14 protein-coding genes are annotated in these 16,563 nt (G+C 67.3%); 6 read left to right on the top strand and 8 right to left on the bottom strand.

Features of this window, described 5'->3' with window-relative positions; genetic code table 11:
- The first annotated feature begins 125 nt into the window (after positions 1 to 125).
- Together ACZYW1_RS09690 and ACZYW1_RS09685 are read left to right on the top strand one after the other, a co-directional pair.
- Positions 126 to 512 (top strand): DUF6286 domain-containing protein, encoded by a 387-nt coding sequence (locus ACZYW1_RS09690; protein WP_463785293.1) that lies wholly within the window; start codon positions 126 to 128, stop codon positions 510 to 512.
- Positions 509 to 1,045, top strand: a complete 537-nt coding sequence (locus ACZYW1_RS09685; protein ID WP_463785291.1) for a hypothetical protein — start codon at positions 509 to 511, stop codon at positions 1,043 to 1,045. The genes ACZYW1_RS09690 and ACZYW1_RS09685 overlap by 4 nt, the downstream gene beginning before the upstream one ends.
- Before the next feature lie 72 nt (positions 1,046 to 1,117).
- Here the strand turns inward: ACZYW1_RS09685 and ACZYW1_RS09680 are convergent, their stop codons facing one another.
- Together ACZYW1_RS09680 and ACZYW1_RS09675 are read right to left on the bottom strand one after the other, a co-directional pair.
- The gene (locus ACZYW1_RS09680; protein ID WP_463785290.1) at positions 1,118 to 2,599 is read right to left on the bottom strand and encodes an aldehyde dehydrogenase; all 1,482 of its coding nucleotides are present in this window, start codon (positions 2,597 to 2,599) and stop codon (positions 1,118 to 1,120) included.
- A 42-nt stretch (positions 2,600 to 2,641) separates the two neighbouring features.
- Entirely contained in the window at positions 2,642 to 3,412 is a 771-nt protein-coding gene (locus ACZYW1_RS09675; RefSeq protein ID WP_463785288.1) for a class I SAM-dependent methyltransferase, read from the bottom strand.
- A gap of 64 nt (positions 3,413 to 3,476) precedes the next feature.
- Here ACZYW1_RS09675 and ACZYW1_RS09670 point away from each other — a divergent pair, with 64 nt between their 5' ends.
- Positions 3,477 to 4,631, top strand: coding sequence for a glycosyltransferase family 4 protein (locus tag ACZYW1_RS09670; protein ID WP_463785286.1), 1,155 nt, complete (start codon positions 3,477 to 3,479; stop codon positions 4,629 to 4,631).
- Here ACZYW1_RS09670 and ACZYW1_RS09665 read toward each other — a convergent pair.
- Both ACZYW1_RS09665 and pgfA read right to left on the bottom strand, forming a co-directional pair.
- The gene (locus ACZYW1_RS09665) at positions 4,593 to 6,311 is read right to left on the bottom strand and encodes an MmpA family trehalose lipid delivery protein (RefSeq protein ID WP_463785285.1); all 1,719 of its coding nucleotides are present in this window, start codon (positions 6,309 to 6,311) and stop codon (positions 4,593 to 4,595) included. The genes ACZYW1_RS09670 and ACZYW1_RS09665 overlap by 39 nt on opposite strands.
- Positions 6,312 to 6,323: 12 nt before the next feature.
- Positions 6,324 to 7,568, bottom strand: a complete 1,245-nt coding sequence (pgfA, locus tag ACZYW1_RS09660) for a cell envelope lipid trafficking protein PgfA (protein ID WP_463785282.1) — start codon at positions 7,566 to 7,568, stop codon at positions 6,324 to 6,326.
- 205 nt (positions 7,569 to 7,773) lie between these two features.
- Between pgfA and ACZYW1_RS09655 the strand changes: the two genes are divergently transcribed.
- Complete coding sequence (locus tag ACZYW1_RS09655; protein WP_463785280.1) at positions 7,774 to 8,958, top strand: acyltransferase family protein; 1,185 nt, start codon at positions 7,774 to 7,776, stop codon at positions 8,956 to 8,958.
- Positions 8,959 to 8,980: 22 nt separating this feature from the next.
- Here the strand turns inward: ACZYW1_RS09655 and ACZYW1_RS09650 are convergent, their stop codons facing one another.
- From ACZYW1_RS09650 to ACZYW1_RS09640, 3 genes are read right to left on the bottom strand one after another with little or no spacing between them, the layout of a single operon-like run.
- Positions 8,981 to 10,465, bottom strand: a complete 1,485-nt coding sequence (locus tag ACZYW1_RS09650; RefSeq protein ID WP_463785278.1) for an AMP-binding protein — start codon at positions 10,463 to 10,465, stop codon at positions 8,981 to 8,983.
- Complete coding sequence (locus ACZYW1_RS09645; protein WP_463785277.1) at positions 10,462 to 11,442, bottom strand: phosphotriesterase family protein; 981 nt, start codon at positions 11,440 to 11,442, stop codon at positions 10,462 to 10,464. Before ACZYW1_RS09645 ends, ACZYW1_RS09650 begins: the two co-directional genes overlap by 4 nt.
- Before the next feature lie 57 nt (positions 11,443 to 11,499).
- Positions 11,500 to 13,335 (bottom strand): acyl-CoA dehydrogenase, encoded by a 1,836-nt coding sequence (locus ACZYW1_RS09640; protein WP_463787770.1) that lies wholly within the window; start codon positions 13,333 to 13,335, stop codon positions 11,500 to 11,502.
- Positions 13,336 to 13,507: 172 nt separating this feature from the next.
- Between ACZYW1_RS09640 and ACZYW1_RS09635 the strand changes: the two genes are divergently transcribed.
- Positions 13,508 to 14,176, top strand: coding sequence for a TetR/AcrR family transcriptional regulator (locus ACZYW1_RS09635; RefSeq protein WP_463785275.1), 669 nt, complete (start codon positions 13,508 to 13,510; stop codon positions 14,174 to 14,176).
- A 16-nt stretch (positions 14,177 to 14,192) separates the two neighbouring features.
- A complete protein-coding gene (locus tag ACZYW1_RS09630) occupies positions 14,193 to 15,128 on the top strand; it encodes a R2-like ligand-binding oxidase (RefSeq protein WP_463785274.1) in 936 nt (311 codons plus the stop codon).
- Positions 15,129 to 15,163: 35 nt separating this feature from the next.
- On the opposite strand, the gene ACZYW1_RS09625 is transcribed toward ACZYW1_RS09630, so the two are convergent.
- Entirely contained in the window at positions 15,164 to 16,540 is a 1,377-nt protein-coding gene (locus ACZYW1_RS09625) for an NADP-dependent succinic semialdehyde dehydrogenase (protein WP_463785272.1), read from the bottom strand.
- Between the last annotated feature and the right edge of the window lie 23 nt (positions 16,541 to 16,563).

Genomic DNA, 16,563 nt, shown 5'->3' with positions numbered 1-16,563 from the left:
TAGCGGCGGCCGGCGCCAGCCGTGTCGGCGTCGTGATTGCTCTCGTCCTTGTTGCGAGCGGTGCCGTCGCGGTCCGTGATGCGGTGCTGACGGCGGGATGGACGCGAGGCACAGCGTGGCTTCCCGTGGTGTTGCGAGCGATCGACACCGTGCGGCCGGGGCCTTGGCTGGTGCCCGCAGGCACCTTCCTGGCCGTGGTCGGCCTCGGGCTGATGCTGACCGCGCTGGCACCCAGACGTCGCACAGCCCGTCTGTTGGCAGCCGACACCGCGGTGTATTTGCGCGTCAAGGACATCGGCAAGATCGCCGTCGCCGCGGCGCAGACCGTCGGCGGGGTGCTCGAGGCGCGGGCGAAGGTGTCTCGGCGACGGGTCGTGGTTCGGTGCCGGATCACCGGAACCGCCAGCCGGGATGCCAAAAACTCGGTTGCCGCAGCAGTGTCCGACGAGTTGAGCCGGCTGAGGACGCCACCGCGAGTAGTCGTCAGGCTCCGCACGGAGAGCGTCTCGTGACCCGGCGCGCGGTGGCTGTGGACCGGGTCGTGACGCTGCTGTCGGGCGTCGGTCTGCTGGCGCTCGGCTGCTTCCTCGTCGCGTGGCAACGGAGAATCGTCAGTCCGCGAATCGAACTGGCGCACTGTGTGCAGGCCTGGTGGTGGCCGTGGACCTGCGCCGCGACGGGGTTGGCATCGGTGGCGCTGGGTTGTCGTTGGCTGGCGGCACACCGCTACCCCCGGAAGGCGGCCAGGGTTCCGTTGGCCGCCAACACGTACGACTTCACCGCCGACGCAGACTCCGTCGCCACCGCTGCCGCCGCCGCGCTGGGGCAAGAGACCGGCGTCGTCAAAGCCCGCGGCAGCGCGGTCATCGAACGCGGTCGACCGACGGTGACGCTCACGGCTGTCGTACCGGCACGGCGCGGCATCCAGGCCGGCATCGCCGCGGCCGATCGCACAGTGCAGACGGTCGGCCTCATGCTGGGCGATGAAGTGGCGGTGCGGAGCGTGCTGCGGATCGACTTCAAGCGTGACGTCGTTGTGCAGTGACACAACGCCGAGACAGCCGGCTGCGCAGTCGAATTCGAACGCACGGCCGGCTGCAGACTCGGCGGCGCGAGACTAGTCGGTGGTGTAACCCATCGGCATCAGCACGCTCTTCTGCTGCGTGAAGTGTTCGACACCCTCGGGACCGTTCTCGCGACCGATTCCCGAGTTCTTGTAACCACCGAACGGACAGCACGGGTCGAACGCGTACCAGTTGATCGCGTACGTACCGGTGCGGATCTGCTCGGAGATCTTGATGCCGCGCGGCACATCGGTGGTCCACACGCTGCCGGCCAATCCGTACGCCGAATCGTTGGCGATCTTGACCGCGTCCTCTTCGGTGTCGTAGGGAATGATGCTCAGCACCGGGCCGAAGATCTCCTCCTGCGCGATCGTCATCTTGTTGTCGACGTCGGCGAACACCGTTGGCTGGACGAAGAAGCCGTTGTCCAGTCCTTCCGGACGACCACCGCCGGTCACCAGACGGGCACCCTCCTCGACGCCCTTGGCGATGTATCCCTCGACGCGGTCCCGCTGCTTCGCCGAGATCAGCGAGCCGATCTGCGCGCCCGGGTCCGACGGCGGCCCGACGGGCAGCGAAGCCGCGAAATTGCCGACCGCCTCCACGATTTCGTCGTAGCGCGAGCGCGGCGCCAGGATGCGGGTCTGTGCCACACAGGCCTGCCCGGTGTTCATGATGCCGGAGAACACCAGCATCGGCACCGACGCGGCCAAGTCGACATCCTCGAGCAGGATCGCGGCCGACTTTCCTCCCAGTTCGAGGGTGCACGGCTTGAGCATTTCGGCGGCACGCTTGCCGATCTCCTTGCCGACCGCGGAGCTCCCGGTGAAGGAGAAGATGTCGATGTCGGGGTTGGACGTCAGCGCCTGACCGGTCTCGATGCCACCGGGGACGATCGACAGCACGCCCTCGGGCAGGCCGGCCTCGGCGAACACCTCCGCCAAAGCGTTTGCGCTCAGCGGTGTTTCGGCGGCCGGCTTGAGCACTACCGTGCAGCCGGCCAGCAGCGCCGGGCCCAACTTGTTGATCGCCAGGAACAGCGGCACGTTCCACGCCACGATCGCGCCGACCACGCCGAGCGGCTCACGATGGACGATGGTCTGGCCGTAGCCGCCGTTGCGGACTTCCTGCCACTTGACCTGGTCGACGGCGGGCCCGGCGAAGAAGCTCAGGCACCCGATTCCGCTCATCCACTGCATCGTCTCGACGGACATCGGCGGCTGGCCGGTCTCGTCGCCGAGCAGTTTGACGAAGTGGTCCTTGCGCTCCTCCATCAGCTTGAGTGCGCCGGCGATGACGGCCGCGCGTTCTTTCGGCGGGGTGGAGGGCCACGGTCCGTTGTCGAATGCCGCGCGCGCCGCAGCGACCGCGGCATCGACGTCGGCGCCTGCGGCCAGAGGCACCTTGCCGACGTACTCGCCGGTCGCCGGGCAGTGCACTTCGATGACCTCGGATGTGGACGGCTCGGTCCACTTACCGCCGATGAAAAGCTTGTCGTACTCCGTCGTAGCGTGCTCGGTTGTGACTTGGGTCATGGGCGCAACCATACCCAAGCCGCGTCCAAACGAGAACACGTTTCAGTATCGCGGTTGGAGGACCAGCACGAGATTACTCACCAGGAACTCGCGTACCACCGGCAGCGACGTCAGCCACCAGGCCCATTTCGGGTGGTAGCGCGGGAACGCGGCGATCAGCACCCCCGTGCTGGACGCCCAGTCCAGGCCGTCCGCCGCCGACACCGCAAACAACGACGACCCGTAGTTGTTTTTGGCCGGATGGCCGTGTTTGCGGGCGTAGCGCGCCGCCGCGCGAGCCCCACCCAGGTAATGGGTCAGGCCCATTTCGTGGCCGCCGAACGGGCCGAGCCAGACCGTGTACGACAGCACCACCAAGCCGCCGGGCCGCGTCACCCGCAGCATCTCGTTGCCGAGCTGCCAGGGGCGCGGGACGTGCTCGGCGACGTTCGACGACAGGCAGATGTCGACGCTGTTGTCCGCGAATGGCAGCGCCATCCCGGAGGCCCGCACAAAGGTCCCTGCTCCACGCGCCAAAGCCGGTCCGGCGGCGTGCATTTCGCCGGGATCCGGCTCGACACCGGTGTATTGCAACCCGGCGTCACCGAACGCCGCGGCGAAATAACCGGGCCCACCTCCGACGTCGAGCACGCTGCGACCGACCGGCCGCTCGCCGTGCACGCCCTGCCACAGGTCACCGACCATGGCGGCGGTGTCGGAGGCCAGTGGGCGGTAGAACCGGGTCGGCTCGCGCTGCTCGTGGCGAAAGCTCGAGAGCAGCCGTACCGACCGGCGCAACGTCGCCCGTCGGGCGAACACCTCGGTCACAGCCACCGGCCAACCCTAAAGCCGCTCACCGTTTTCGCGGCGAGCATCGTCGCCCGGCTAGGCTAACCCGATGTCCGCCGTCCGCTCAGTGCTCCTTCTGTGCTGGCGCGACACCGGTCACCCGCAGGGCGGCGGAAGTGAGACCTACCTGCAGCGCATCGGCGCGCAGCTGGCCGCAGCCGGGGTGAACGTCACCCTGCGCACCGCGCGCTACCCCGGGGCCGCTCGACGCGAGGTCGTCGACGGCGTCCAGATCAGCCGCTCGGGTGGCCGTTACTCCGTCTACATCTGGGCGATGCTGGCGATGGCGGCCGCTCGGCTCGGCGTCGGGTCTTTGCGCTACGCGCGACCGGACGTGGTCGTGGACACCCAGAACGGTCTGCCGTTTCTGGCCCGGCTGATCTACGGCCGCCGTGTCGTGGTGCTGGTGCACCACTGCCATCGGGAACAGTGGCCGGTCGCCGGTTTGTTTCTCGGCCGGGTGGGCTGGTTCGTGGAAGCGTGGCTGTCGCCGCGGCTGCATCGGCGCAACCAGTATGTGACGGTGTCTCTTCCGTCTGCTCGCGACCTGGTCGGCCTCGGCGTCGACAACGCGCGAATTGCGGTGGTGCGCAACGGGCTTGATGAGGCGCCCGAGGCGTCACTGACCGGTGCCCGGGCGCACGGCCCACGGGTGCTGGTGCTCTCGCGGCTGGTGCCGCACAAGCAGATCGAGGACGCGCTGGATGCGGTGGCAGAGCTGCGGGCCTCGATTCCGGACCTGCACCTCGACGTCGTCGGCGGCGGTTGGTGGGATCGGCGGTTGACCGACCATGCCCGGCGGCTGGGCATCGGCGATGCGGTGACGTTTCACGGGCACGTCGACGATGTTGCGAAACACCTTGTCATGCAACAGGCCTGGGTGCATGTGCTGCCGTCACGCAAAGAAGGTTGGGGCTTGGCGGTCATCGAAGCGGCCCAGCACGCGGTGCCGACCATCGGCTACCGCTCATCGGGCGGGCTGGCCGACTCGATCATCGACGGGGTCACCGGTGTTCTCGTCGACCACCACGGCGAACTCGTCAACCGTCTCGAGCGTCTACTCACCGACCCGGTGCTGCGCGATCAGCTCGGCGTCAAAGCGCAGGCGCGCAGCGCGGAATTCTCCTGGAGGCAAAGCGCCGACGCACTGCGCTCGGTGCTGGAGTCAGTCGTCGCCGGCGACTTCGTCTCCGGCGTCGTGTAGCGACGTCCGGCGCGTCAGCACAGATCCGGCGGCTCCGCCGATCAGCATCGCCAGCCAGATCAGGTGCGCGACGATCACCACTGCCCGACGACTCGGCGACGCGCCGGCCGTGTCACCGCCGACCCGGTAGACCATCAGGTCCCGCCCGCGATAGGCAACCGGTAAGCGCGCCACTGTATCGGCGGCTCCGCTCACGTCGCCGGGAGTTCCCAGCTCGACCACCAGCCATCCGACGCCGGCCGCCCGTAGCCGGTCCGGGTCGGCGCCGGTCAGCAGCAGACGCTGCACCGCCCGGGCGCGGTCGCCCTCGCCGGGCACCGTCGTCCCCGAGATGGTCAGGTCGCCGGTCGCCAACACGTCGGCGCGCAGCCACCGCGGCAGCGGATCGAGCACCGGCGCCGGGCCCGACCAGGCGAAGCGCCGCATGCTGTCGGCTGGCAACACCGCGACCTCCGCGGGCGCGCGATTGATCACGGCGGCGGCAGCCGGCCAGTCGCTGGGATAGCGCACCGAATGGACCTTTCCCGCGACACCCCACGCCAAGTCGGGAAGCGACAACAGGAGCGCGAGGCAGCACGTCAGCGCCGCCGCGGCGGGCGGCAACCACCGGCGCAACGTCGACACGGCGGCAGCCGCGGCCAGCGAGTAGCCGGGCATCGCCAGCGCGACCCACTTCTGTCCGTCGCGCAGCACGCCGAGGCCCGGTACTGCGTCGACCACCGCGTGCAGGGCGGACAGCCCCACGCCGGTGGCCAGTGCAGCGGGTATCAGCACCGAAACCAAGGCCAGTGCCAGCAGCGGCCGCGCGGGACGTGAATGCCGCAACCCGACCACCCCGGTGGCGACAATGGACAGCAGCACCACCGCCGAGATCAGCGCGAAAAATGTTGTCCGCGAAACAGGTACAGCATCGCCATTCCACATCCCGCCCATGCCGGCCAGACTGCCGAGCGTGCCCAGACCGGGCTCGGCGCGTGCGGCGAATGCGGCGATGCCCGGGGTGTGCGCCCACATGCGGTCCGCTGATGACAGGCCCAGGAGTGCCGCGGTCAGCCACGGCAGTGCGGCCAGCACGGCCTCTCCCACGACGATTGCCGCGCAACGCCGACGCGAGAGACCGCCCGGAAAGGCAACGCACGCCAGCCCGGTGACCGCGGCCAGGATCAGCCCGGTCGGTGTCAGGCCCGCCAGCGCGATCCAGAATGCCAGCGCGAAAACCTGTGACCAGCAGACACTTTCGCACGATCGCAGCATCACGACGGATCGCGCGATCCAGGGCAGGCAGCCATACCCGAGCAGCAGGCTCCAGTGCCCCTGCAAAAGACGTTCTGCCACATAGGGATTCCAGATCGCCAGCGTGATCGCGGTGAACTGGCCACCGGCACCGGATTCGGGTAGTACCGCGGCGGCCAACCGGCCGGCGCCCCACCCGGCCAGGAAGAGACCCACCACCAGCAGGGCCTTCACCACGATGCCGCCGTCGACGACATGGGAGGCCAGCGACACCGCGAAATCCTGCGGGGTGGCCCGCGGAGCGGACACCAGCCCGAGCGCGTTATCGGTCAGATAGGACCGCGGCGTGGAGACCGCGTCGCGCAACAACAGATAGCCGGGGCTCAGCAGCGGCGCCACCACCAGGAGCGCCAGGGCCAGTGCGTACCCGGGACGAGACCACCGCACGCGCTGAATCAGCTAGGGGACGTCCGGTGGCGCGGGAGTCGAAGAACCTCCCGAACTCGACGGGCCGTCTCGTTTCGGGTCCTTGGGCGGAGTGGGTATCTTCTCGGTCTCGGCTTCGGCACCGGACACTCGCTCGACCGGCGGCTCGCCGCGGCCGAAGAACCCGCGATCGGACTTCTCCAGCTCGGGGTCGTTCAACGCCGTCTCGGTCCGCAGGCTGAAGGAGCCGAGCAGCAGCCCGCCGATCAACGCGATGACGCCCGCAGCAGTGAAGGTGATGGGCAGCACCCGCGACCACAGCGCCAACCGGTCGCGTTCGTTGCGAGCGGCGTTGACCTGCGATTCGACCGTCTCTTCGTTCGAGGTGATCTTGTAGTCGGCCAGCGTCACCTCGGGTTTGAGGGCGTCCCGGGCGTAGTAGTGATTGGCCCGCTCTTGCTCTTTGACGATCGTGCCGGACTCGGGATCGACCCAGAACGTCCGCTGCGCCGCGTAGTAGCGGGTCATCGTGATCTTCTCGTCGGGATCACCGGGCAGGCCCCACATGGCTGCGCTGTTGGTGACCTTGCTGTCCGCGTCGTCGGCGTACAGCGACGGGTACCGGACCGGTTCGGCGAGCTTGCCGTCGGCGTCGTAGCCGACGTCTTGAGTGAACTTGTAGGCGGCCAGCCCGTTGACGTCTTCTTCGCCGTTGTAGTTGGCCTCGTATGCCTTCTGCGCGATCGGGTCGAAGTACGGGTAGGACCGCTTCTCGGTGTGAAACGGGAAACGGTAGGACAGCCCGTCGTGGGGGAGCGCGATGTTGGTGGCCGGGCTTTCGTCTTTGAAGCCGCGCGGCTTCTGCACCGCACCGCCGGGATGGGTGTCGTCCGACACCGCGGACGCCGTCTTGCGGTTGAGCGTGACGGTGTCGACGAGCGCGAGCAGCAGCCCGGAATCCTTCTGCTTGTCGCTGCGCCGAACCGAGCTACCCACCTGGAACGTCACGACGTCGGCATTGGCGGGGGACTCGACGTCGATCTGCTGCTGGGCCACCACCGGAACGTTCTTGTCGACGACGAGCTTCGGGCTGTAGAGCGAGGCCGGGTCGACGGTTGTGCCGCTTCCTTCGCCGATCAACGTCGCATCCAGGTCGAGCGGAATCTTGGTGATCCTGCTGCCGGTGTAGGTCCATAACAGCAGCGCGGCGATCAACAGCGCGGCACCGAGTCCCATGATTCCGCACGCGGCCATCCGCAACATGACTGCTCGGTTCACGTTGCCGTGACCTCCTTCTGGTCTCGTCTGGTTCAGGCCCGCAAACCTGTCCCGCCCGAACCCCGCGGCGACCTGGGGTTCTACCCGCTGGCGGCGCTGCAGCGAAGCAAAACTCGTTCGACCCTAACAGCATTATTTAAGGTGCCTGTTTATGTCCCCGGGGTGGGCAAACGGGGTGTACCCATTCACCGGGCAGACTGTCGGCATGCGATCGAGCGGCCAACCCGGCGACGCCGAGACGGTCGGCGGCACCCGCAAATTCCTGCCCGCCGTCGAGGGCATGCGGGCCTGTGCCGCGATCGGCGTCGTCGTCACCCACGTCGCATTCGACACCGGGCACTCGGGTGGAGTCGACGGCCGGTTGCTCGGCCGCTTCGATCTGGCGGTCGCGGTGTTCTTCGGTCTATCGGGATTCCTGTTGTGGCGCGGCCACGCGGCCGCCGCGCGGGGCCTGGCGCCGCAGCCGGCTACCGGTCACTACCTGCGCTCGCGGATCGTCCGGATCATGCCGGCCTACCTGGTTGCGGTCGTGGTGATTCTGACCCTGCTGCCGCAGGGCAATCATCCGAGTCTGACCGTGTGGCTGGCGAATCTCTCACTCACCCAGGTCTATGTGCCGCTGACGCTGACCGCCGGCCTGACCCAGATGTGGAGCCTGTCGGTCGAGGTCAGTTTCTACCTGGCGCTGCCGATCCTCGCAGTGCTCGCCGCCCGGTTACCGGTCCGCGCCCGGGTGCCCGCCATTGCGGCCATCGCTGTCGCGAGTTTGTTCTGGGGCTGGATTCCGTTTCACCCGCCGCCCGGACTCAATCCGCTGACCTGGCCGCCGGCCTTCTTCTCCTGGTTCGCCGCCGGGATGCTGCTCGCCGAGTGGATGTACAGCCCGGCCGGCTGGCCGCGCGCACTGGCGCGACACCGCGTTGCGCTGGCTGCCGTGGTGCTGGTGGCCTACCTGGTCGCGGCCTCGCCGCTGGCCGGCCCGGCCGGCCTGGTCCCCAGCAGCAGTGCGCAATTCACGGTGAAGACCGCGATGGGTGCGCTGGTGGCCGTCGGACTGGTGGCGCCGCTGGTGCTCGACCGCCCCGGCGACACCCATCGGCTTCTGGGCAGTGCTGCGATGGTCACGCTCGGACGCTGGTCGTACGGCATCTTCGTGTGGCATCTTGCCGCGCTGACGATGGTGTTCCCGGTGATCGGTCAGTTCGCCTTCCACGGACACATGCCCAGGGTGTTGCTGTTCACTCTGGTCTTCACCATCGCGATCTCCGCGGTGAGCTATGCGCTCGTCGAGTCACCATGCCGGGAGGCGTTGCGGCGCTGGGAATCTCACCGCAGCTCACGTCGCGGGGAACCGCTCAGCCCGCGTCAGGAAGACGCAATCGCGCCGTGATACCCGCAGACGACGATTCGATCTAACCCAATGAGGTGGGGGTCCCCCCGCTTGCGGGGGAGAGTCGCGCCATGATTTCGTCGCGGACCGCCGAACGGCGGGCTTTACCGGCATCGTCGCGTAGCGGACCGTCGACGAATTCCACGGTCTCCGGCACCTTGTAGCCGGCGATGCGCTCACGCAGAAAGTCCTGCACCGCCTGTGCATCCAGCTCGGCCCCGGCCTGGACCAGCGCGTAGGGCACCTGCCCGAGATCCTGGTGCGGTACGCCGACGACCAAGCAGGACAACACATCCGGATGCTCCGACAGTGCCGCCTCGATCTCGGCCGGATAGACGTTGCGGCCACCGACGGTGAACATGTCCACCCGGCGGTCGGAGATGTAGAGAAATCCGTCGGCGTCGAAGTAGCCGAGGTCGCCCAACGAATCCCAGCCGTCGCGGGATTTCGCCGTAGCACCGACGTAGCGGTAGGTCGGGGCACTACCCGGGCTGGGCCGCAGGTAGATTTCTCCGACCTCGCCGGGCGGGCACGGGTTGCCGTCGTCGTCGAGCACCTTCATCTCACCGGCGACCACAACGCCGACCGAGCCGCGGTGAGCGAGCCACTGGTCACCGGAAATGAAGGTCAGCGCCTGTAATTCGGTGCCGCCGTAGAGTTCCCACACCTTCTCCGGCCCGAGGATGTCGATCCACGCCTGCTTGATCGCGGGCGGGCACGGCGCACCCAGGTGCCAGAACCGTCGTATCGACGACAGGTCGAACGCGTCCGGGTCGTCGTGGTAGACCGGCAACGACCGCTGCATGATGGTCGGCACCGTCGTCAGAAAAGTGACACCAAAGTCACTGATCAGCCGAAGGAATTGCACCGGCTCGAATCGGCTCATCAGCACGAGGTGGTGGCGCATGAGCAGCGCGATGGTCGCCGTCGTGAAGCCGGTGTTGTGCGACAGCGGCACCGGAACCAAGGTGACGTCGCCCTCCTGGGCGCCGAGCGGGTAACCGATAGCGGCGGGAATCCGGCTGTCACCACCGGATTCGATGAGTTTGGGCCGGCCGGTGCTGCCGCCCGATCCCATCGCCTTCCACACCGGCGACACCGCCTCGGGCAGCTCACCGTCGGACAGCGACGGGTCGGGCGCGAATCCGATTGCCACGCTCGGTATTTGGTCATGCAGGCGGCCCACCAGCAATGTCGGCGGACGCAGCTCGAGCAGGCCGGCCAGCTCCGCATCGGGCAGTCGCGCCGACAGTGGCTGGGGCACCGCGCCCAGCTTCCAGCACGCCACCGCGGCCTGGATCCATTCGATCGAGTTGGGCAGCACCATGGTCACGTAGTCGCCGACGCCGACCCCACGCTCGGCATAGGCGCGGGCCAGCCGGTTGGTCGAGCGGTCGAGTTCGCCGCGGGTCAGCGTGCACCCGTCGCAGGTGACGGCCGGCTCGTCGGGAGCGAGCGCGGCCAGCGCGGAGATCTGGGCGCCGATCGGGAGGACCAGCGCGGTCACGAGTAGGCGCCCTGCCGCTCGAAGATGCGACGCGGGTTGTCGACGAGCATGGTGTTCAGTTGCTCGTCGGTCACCCCCCGTTCTTTGAGGGCAGGGATGACGTCGTTGTGGATGTGCAGGTAGTGCCAATTCGGCGCCAGCTCCGGCACCAACGCTTCGGGCAGGGCGTCGAAGTAGCAATTGGCGTCGTGGGACAACACCATCTTGTCGGCGTGCCCGCGCTCGCACATCTGCGCGACGATGTTGACCCGGTCCTCGAACGGCGAGATCAGGTCGAGGCCGAACCGGTCCATGCCCAGGTAGGAGCCGGGGGCGATCAGCTCTTCGAGGTAGCCGATGTCGGTGCTGTCGCCGGAGTGCCCGATGATCACCCGGCTCAGGTCGACGCCCTCTTCTTCGAAGATCTTCTGCTGCTCGAGCCCGCGCCGCAGCCCGGCGTGGGTATGCGTGGAGATCGGCACCCCGGTCCGCTTGTGCGCCTGCGCGACCGCGCGCAGCACCCGCTCGACACCCGGTGTGATACCGGGTTCGTCGGTGGCGCACTTGAGGATTCCGGCCTTGACGCCGGTGTCGGCGATGCCCTCCTCGATGTCGCGGACGAACATGTCGGACATGATCTCCGGGCCGCCCAGCATTCCGCCCGGGCCCTCGTAATGGAACCGGAACGGGATGTCGTTGTAGGTGTAGAGACCGGTTGCGACGACGATGTTCAGCTCGGTGGCCGCGGCGACCCGGGCGATGCGCGGGATGTAGCGGCCCAGCCCGATCACGGTCAGGTCGACGATGGTGTCGACACCGCGAGACTTCAGCTCGTTGAGCCGGTTGATGGCGTCGGCCACCCGTTTGTCCTCGTCGCCCCAGGCGTCGGGATAGTTCATAGCGATCTCGGTGGTCATGATGAACACGTGCTCATGCATCAGCGTGACGCCGATATCGGTGGTGTTGACAGGCCCGGAAGCGGTATTCACTAACGACACGTAGCCGACTCTAGGACGACCGATCGGCCGCCGTGGGTGGTTCGGGGGATGTCCGGGTCAGAAGGCGTCGTCGTCGAGATCCATCAGCGCCGTCGATGTACGGGCCAGGATTCCCCGGGTGGCGGTGATCTCGGGCAGCACGTTGGCCGCGAAGAACTGAGCCGCCGCCATCTTGCCCTCGTAGAATCCGTTGTCCTTCTCGTTGGTACCGGAATCCAATGCGCGTAGGGCGATTTCGGCATGCTGGAGCAACTGCCAGCCGATCAGCAGGTCGCCGACGGCAAGCAGGTAGCGCACCGAGCCCAGGCCGATTTTGTACAGGTCGCCCGGCGCTTCGACCGATCCCATCAGGTGACCGGTCAGGGTGGCCGTCATCGCCTGCACGTCTTCCAGCGCGGTTCGCAGATAGGCGCGCTCCACCTTGAGCCGTTGGTCGGCCGTATCGCTGTCGAGGAACGACTCGATCTGACCGGCGACGTGTGCGAGCGCCACCCCCCGATCGCGCGCGATCTTGCGGAAGAAGAAGTCCTGCGCCTGGATGGCGGTGGTGCCTTCGTAGAGCGAGTCGATCTTGGCGTCCCGGATGTACTGCTCGATCGGGTAGTCCTGCAGGAAGCCCGATCCGCCCAGGGTCTGCAGCGACTCGGTCAGGTACTGGTACGCCCGCTCGGAGCCCACACCTTTGATGATCGGCAGAAGTAGATCGTTGACCCGGTTCGCCACATCCGGGTCGGCACCCGAAACAGCTTGCGCAACAGCGGGATCCTGGTGTGCGGCGGTGTAGAGATAGATCGCCCGCAGTCCTTCGGCGTAAGCCTTCTGCATGATCAGCGACCGCCGCACGTCCGGGTGCCGGGTGATCGGGACCCGGGGCGCGTTCTTGTCGAGCATCTGCGTCATGTCGGCACCCTGTAGGCGCGTCTTGGCGTACTCGAGCGCATTGAGGTAGCCCGTCGACAGCGTGCCGGACGACTTGATGCCGACCAGCATCCGCGCGTTCTCGATCACTTTGAACATCTGCGCGATGCCGTCGTGGATGTCGCCGACCAGCCAGCCCTGAGCCGGGATGCCGTGCGCGCCGAAGGTCAGCTCGCACGTCGGCGACGCCTTGTAGCCCATCTTGTGCTCGAGCCCAGTCGCGAAAACACCGTTGCGCCCAGTCGTTTCGAAGGTGTCCCAGTCGAAGAGAAATTTCGGTACGACGAACAGGCTCAGGCCCTTGGTGCCCGGCCGCGCACCCTGCGGGCGGGCCAGCACCAGGTGCAGGATGTTGTCGACCGTGTCACCGAGGTCGCCGCCGGAGATGAAACGCTTGACACCTTCGAGATGCCAGGAGCCGTCCGGCTGCTCGACGGCCTTGGTGCGCCCGGCCCCGACATCGGAACCGGCGTCGGGTTCGGTCAGCACCATCGTTGCGCCCCAGCGTCGTTGGATCGCCGCGTTGGCCAGCGCGCGCTGCTTCTCGTTGCCGAGCTCGTAGAGGATGTCGGCCATCGGCGGCCCGGCGTAGAAAAAGAACAGCGCCGGGTTCGCGCAGATGATCATCTCCAGCGCCGCCCAGGCGACGGTGCGCGCCACCGACGTGCCACCGATCTCGGGCGCCACACCGAGTCGCCACCATTCGGCGTCCCAGATCGCTTGCACGGTCTTGCGAATCGGATCCGGCACGGTGATGGTGTGTTCGTCGGGCAGAAACACCGGCGGCTCGCGATCGGCGGCCACGAACGACTCCGCGACCGGACCTTGGGCGAATCGGGCCACCTCGGCGAGGATCTCCCGGCTGGTTTCGGCGTCGATGTCGCCGGCGGTCCCGGAATCCAGCACGTCGCCGAGCGCCAGCGCCTCGAAAAGGTTGAACTCGATGTCACGCAGGTTTGCTTTGTAATGCCCCATGAACCCCTCCCTGCGCAGCAGTATGGCGAAACGTGCCGATTCGCGGAGCATTTCGAGGGTGTCGACTTCAGCGGCCATGGCCGCCATGACGCGAATCATCTGCGCCTAGGCCCTTGTGGCGTGACGTGGCTCACAGTAGAGTGACCACTGGTCATCCACGGGAGGAGGGCTGATGCCGACGGTCACCTGGGCCCGCGTGGATGCCCGACGCCGCGCGGCCGTCATCGAGGCCGCTGAGGCGGAGTTCGGTGCGCACGGCTTCTCCGGCGGCAGCCTCAACGTGATCGCCCGCCGAGCGGGTGTGGCCAAAGGCAGCCTGTTCCAATACTTTGCCGACAAGCGCGACCTGTATGCGTTCGTCACCGACGTCGTGAGCCAGCGGGTGCGGGCCTACATGGAAGCCCAGATCGGTCCACTCGACCCGAGTCGGCCGTTCTTCGACTTCCTCACCGACTGGCTCGACGTCTGGATCGCGTATTTCGCCGATCATCCGCACGAACGGGCCGTGCACGCGGCGGCGACGCTCGAGGTCGACACCGATGCCCGCGTCAGCGTGCGCAACGTCATCCACCGCCACTATCTGGAGGTGCTGCGACCGCTGGTCCGCGACGCGCAACTGCGGGGCGACTTTCGCACCGATGCCGATGTCGAGGCGTTGATGTCGTTGCTGCTGTTGATCTTTCCGCACCTGGCCCTGGCGCCGTACGTGCGCGGCCTGGACCCGATTCTCGGTCTCGACGACCCCAGCCCGGAACAGCCCGCGCTAGCGGTCCGCCGGCTGGTCGCGGTGCTTTCGGCCGCGTTCGCTCCCGTTGGCAGCACAAGTATTCACACCGCATGAGATCTGAGGAGGTCTGATGACACGCACTGGTTCACACTCACTCGCCGCTGGCGGTCTCAACTGGGACAGCTTGCCGCTCAAGCTTTTCGCGGGTGGCAACGCGAAATTCTGGAATCCCGCCGACATCGACTTCTCCCGAGACCGTGCCGACTGGGAGCGACTCGACGACGACGAGCGAGACTTCGCCACCCGGTTGTGCGCGCAGTTCATCGCCGGCGAGGAAGCGGTGACCGAGGACATCCAGCCGTTCATGTCCGCGATGCGGGAAGAAGGACGCCTCGGCGACGAGATGTACCTGACGCAATTCGCGTTCGAAGAAGCCAAGCACACCCAGGTGTTCCGGCTCTGGCTCGACGCCGTCGGCATGAGCGGCGACCTGCAGAGCTATCTGGAACCCCTGCCGGCGTATCGCACGATGTTCTACGACGAACTGCCGGACTCGCTCAACGCGTTGTCGTCCGATGCGTCACCGGCAGCCCAGATCCGCGCCTCGGTCACCTACAACCACGTCGTCGAAGGGATGCTGGCGCTCACCGGGTACTACGCGTGGCACAAGATCTGCGTGGCCCGCGGAATCCTGCCCGGCATGCAGGAATTGGTGCGTCGCATCGGTGACGACGAACGTCGGCACATGGCCTGGGGCACCTTCACCTGCCGCCGCCACGTCGCCGCCGACGACGCCAACTGGGCGGTCTTCGAGAGCCGGATGAACGAGTTGATGCCGCTCGCCCTCGAGGCAACCGTGCAAGGGTTCGCCCTGTTCGACGTGATGCCGTTCGATCTGGTCCAGGACGAGTTCATGCAATACGCTGCGGACAAGGGGATGCGCCGGTTCGGCACCATCTCCAGCGCGCGCGGCCGACCGCTCGGCGAGATCGACCTCGACTACTCACCGGTCCAGCTCGAAGACACCTTCGCCGCCGAAGACGAGAAGGCGCTGGCGGCCGTTTGACTTACGGCGTCGATCTCGGTGGCTGTTGACCGGTTCTAGCCGACCCAGACCGTCTTGGCGTTGCAGAACGCCCGGATGCCGAGGTCGGCCAGCTCGCGGCCGTAGCCGGACCGCTTGACCCCGCCGAATCCGAGTTCGGGGTAGGAGACCGTCATCCCGTTGATGAAGACCTGGCCGGCCTCGATGTCGTCGATGAAGCGTTCCTGCTCGGCCTCGTCGTTGGTCCACGCGTTGGACCCGAGCCCGAAGGTGGTGGCGTTGGCGATCTCGATCGCCTCGTCGATGTCGGCGGCGCGGTACATCGAGGCGACCGGGCCGAACACCTCTTCGGTGTAGAGGGCCATGTCCTTGGTGATCTCGGTGACGACGGTCGGCGGGTAGAACCAGCCGGGCTGGTCGGGCTTGCTGCCGCCGAGGCGCAGCTTGGCGCCCGCGGCGACGGCGTCGTCAACCTGTTTGGCGATCTCGTCGCGGCCCGACTCGGTGGCCAGCGGGCCCACGTCGGTGTCCGGGTCGGTCGGGTCGCCGACCTTGAGCGCCTGCATCTTCTCGACGAACTTGTCGACAAAGGCGTCGTAGACGTCGGTGTGCACGATGAAACGTTTTGCGGCGATACAGGATTGGCCATTGTTCTGCACCCGGGCGGTGACCGCGGTCTTGGCCGCCTCGTCGAGGTCCACCGACGGCATCACGATGAAGGGGTCGCTGCCGCCGAGCTCCATCACGCTCGGCTTGATCTCGTCACCGCAGATGGCGGCGACGGCCTGACCGGCCGGTTCGCTGCCGGTGAGGGTGGCCGCCTTGACCCGCGGGTCGCGCAGGATCGACTCGACCGCGCTGGACGACACCAGCAATGTCTGGAAACAGCCGTCCGGGAAACCGCCCCGGGCGATCACGTCGGCGAGGTACAGCGCCGACTGCGGCACGTTGGAGGCGTGCTTGAGCAGGCCGACGTTGCCCGCCATCAGCGCCGGCGCGGCGAACCGCACGGCCTGCCAGAGCGGGAAATTCCACGGCATCACGGCCAGCACCACCCCGAGCGGCTGCCACCGGGTGTAGGCCCGCTTGGCGCCGACCTTGGACGCCTCGGCCGGCTCGTCGGCCAGCAGCTTCTCGGCGTTCTCCGCGTAGTAGCGAAAGCCCTTGGCGCACTTGATCGCTTCGGCCTTCGCCGACTTGAGCGTCTTGCCCATCTCGAGGGTCATCATCGCGCCGACTTCGTCGGCCTCTTTTTCGAGCAGATCGGCGGTGGCGTTTGCCCACTCGGCCCGCTGGGCAAACGTGGTGGAGTGACGGTAGTCGAGGAATCGCTCGTGGGCTTTGGCGATTGCTGCTTCCACATCACTGTCGGTAGCCGGGTCAAAGGTCTTGACTGTCTCGCCGGTGGCCGGGTTGATGGTGGCGATGGGCACGCTGGCCCCTCCTTATTGCAGTC

The organism is Mycobacterium sp. IDUB_36 (assembly GCF_055419225.1).
This window is presented reverse-complemented; position numbering and strand designations above follow the sequence as displayed.

Excerpts from the sequence above, each read along its gene's own strand:
- ACZYW1_RS09640 (WP_463787770.1), bottom strand. The coding sequence starts at position 13,335 with ATGGGGCATTACAAAGCAAACCTGCGTGACATCGAGTTCAACCTTTTC.
- ACZYW1_RS09635 (WP_463785275.1), top strand. The coding sequence starts at position 13,508 with ATGCCGACGGTCACCTGGGCCCGCGTGGATGCCCGACGCCGCGCGGCC.
- ACZYW1_RS09655 (WP_463785280.1), top strand. The coding sequence starts at position 7,774 with ATGCGATCGAGCGGCCAACCCGGCGACGCCGAGACGGTCGGCGGCACC.
- ACZYW1_RS09680 (WP_463785290.1), bottom strand. The coding sequence starts at position 2,599 with ATGACCCAAGTCACAACCGAGCACGCTACGACGGAGTACGACAAGCTT.
- ACZYW1_RS09630 (WP_463785274.1), top strand. The coding sequence starts at position 14,193 with ATGACACGCACTGGTTCACACTCACTCGCCGCTGGCGGTCTCAACTGG.
- ACZYW1_RS09670 (WP_463785286.1), top strand. The coding sequence starts at position 3,477 with ATGTCCGCCGTCCGCTCAGTGCTCCTTCTGTGCTGGCGCGACACCGGT.